Origin of the sequence: Bartonella sp. SD1336NMGDW, from assembly GCF_042193565.1 — a bacterium.
In the GTDB taxonomy this organism is placed as follows: domain Bacteria; phylum Pseudomonadota; class Alphaproteobacteria; order Rhizobiales; family Rhizobiaceae; genus Bartonella; species Bartonella grahamii.
This window is the reverse complement of sequence record NZ_JBHILW010000059.1, coordinates 1-1,885: the sequence shown is the minus strand read 5'-3', so window position 1 is coordinate 1,885 and position 1,885 is coordinate 1. Positions and strand designations below refer to the sequence as shown.

Here is a 1,885-nt window from a genome sequence, read left to right as displayed (position 1 = left end):
TGCTCTTTCAAAGCCCTTTTAAAGGGCTTTTTTTGACTGACAGTGTCAGTCTTATGGAGCATGGTGATGCTTGTTATAGTCTCTTCATTGATTTGGAGAGCAAAATGACAATAGAATTTAAACTTCGTATTCACTTTATTAAGAAAGGATATAGTTATGAATGACATTCCTGCACAAAGAGATAAAAACCGTTGTCCTACTCATCCAGGAGAAGTTTTGGCAGAAATTATTCCTGAAACTGGCAAAACGAATACAGAAATCGCACAGATGCTTGGTATATCACGCCAACATCTCTATGATATTCTAAATGCCGAAAAGCCTATATCTTCTTCTCTTTCGGCTTGTCTTGGCAAAATGTTTGGGAATGGAGCTGCCATATGGTTACGTATGCAAGCGAATTATGATGCGTGGCATGCTGAACGTGAAACAGATGTTAGCAAAGTTCCAACACTCCACGCTGTTTGACTTTGTGACTCAATCTCTAGAGACTTTTCCAAGTGGTTTTATTGCTTTAACTTCTTTAATTTTAAGTGCAATTTTACGCACGAAAGCGAGGCTAAAACGCCCTTGTGGTTTTAAATCTTCAAAGTCAAACAAAGATTCGCAAGGAACAACATTAAATTCATCAACACGCACCCAAGATTGCTTTTGCAACCCCGCACGTTTACATTCTATCTCAGGTACTTTTAAGCTATATTGTAAATTAATAGGCTCTTGAGAAGTGATAGGAAACAAAAAGAAATGGCTTTCAGTTTTAACCATAACACAGGAAGGACGCGCTTTGCGCCCCGAATGTTCACCTTTTTGCGCTTGTTCGTGCCATAAATAATAATATTGAACAACATCCCCTGCTTTAAACATATTCGTCGCCATTTAAAATATCATCTAAACCACGATCTAAATCGTCTAATATATTTTGCGGTGCATCTGCATAAACAAAAGATTGTGCACCAGAACGCGCTTTTATTAATTCATGATATAAATCAACAGGAAGCATAATGATTTTTTCACGCCCTCGCTTTGTTAAAGCTACAGGTGTAGACATAGCCTCGTCTAAAATATCGCCTGCCCCGCGGTTTACATCTGTAAAACTATATTTTTTCATATGCACATCCTATCTTTAATGTATAATACGTATTATACGTACAATATGTATTATGTAAAGATATTTTATGCTGTTAACTACCTCCCCGCCTCAAAGACGAGGAGATAAAATCATGTTTTTAAAGTTAAGCAGCTTTCTTAACAGAATTTTTCAGACTCGGATCGTAAGCTTTCAACAAAGGCTCCATAATAGAAGGAGGTTTTAAAGATCCAAAATTTGTAATCATTGCTAGAACTCTGAGTGCGTTTGGTGATTCATCTTGAAGTTTTAAAATCAAAGCTTTTTCTATTGCATCCATGGTTTCAATCAGAGCATTAAAAGCTTTATCTTCAACATCATCACGATCAGAAAATTGAAACAATGCCATCCATAAATCGCACAAAAAATCGATACTGGTATTCATTGTACACCTCCATGGATTTGTTCTCTTAAACATGCCAATCCTCTAGATGTGATTTTAGTTGAAGGCAGCACCTTCTCTGTTCCGTCCGGTCTTTGAATGGTAATAGCAGGACAGTCCATGAATCCTTTCTTAATTTTGTCTTGATAGGGCAACAGAGGCGCCCCTGGAGCCCGTCGATACACCCAATCATGTTTACGCAAGTAATCAGTTAAATCCTTTGGTCGCACCTCTAACATTTTTGCTGCTTCAATAAGACCGAACAAACCATCAGAGCGTTTTAAACCTTCCAAAGCTTTTGCTTTTGGTTCTAATTTAGCAATGATATTGTCTTTCCGCTCATTTTCATCTTTTAAATGCGTTAAGACACCAAGCATTAC

5 protein-coding genes are annotated in these 1,885 nt (G+C 37.4%); 1 reads left to right on the top strand and 4 read right to left on the bottom strand.

Annotated elements, in window-relative coordinates; translation table 11 throughout:
• Window positions 1-156: 156 nt before the first annotated feature.
• Entirely contained in the window at window positions 157-465 is a 309-nt protein-coding gene (locus ACFIKH_RS09020) for a HigA family addiction module antitoxin (RefSeq protein ID WP_375671523.1), read from the top strand.
• 9 nt (window positions 466-474) lie between these two features.
• Here the strand turns inward: ACFIKH_RS09020 and ACFIKH_RS09015 are convergent, their stop codons facing one another.
• From ACFIKH_RS09015 to ACFIKH_RS09000, 4 genes are all read right to left on the bottom strand, one after another.
• Window positions 475-861, bottom strand: a complete 387-nt coding sequence (locus ACFIKH_RS09015) for a hypothetical protein (RefSeq protein ID WP_375627070.1) — start codon at window positions 859-861, stop codon at window positions 475-477.
• Window positions 854-1,105, bottom strand: coding sequence for a type II toxin-antitoxin system Phd/YefM family antitoxin (locus ACFIKH_RS09010; protein WP_375645208.1), 252 nt, complete (start codon window positions 1,103-1,105; stop codon window positions 854-856). Before ACFIKH_RS09010 ends, ACFIKH_RS09015 begins: the two co-directional genes overlap by 8 nt.
• Window positions 1,106-1,229: 124 nt before the next feature.
• Window positions 1,230-1,508: a hypothetical protein gene (locus ACFIKH_RS09005; RefSeq protein ID WP_375632901.1), complete on the bottom strand. Its 279-nt coding sequence runs from the start codon at window positions 1,506-1,508 to the stop codon at window positions 1,230-1,232.
• The coding region (locus ACFIKH_RS09000; protein WP_375671522.1) for a phage antirepressor KilAC domain-containing protein at window positions 1,505-1,885 on the bottom strand (381 nt) is incomplete at its 5' end. The genes ACFIKH_RS09005 and ACFIKH_RS09000, both read right to left, overlap by 4 nt.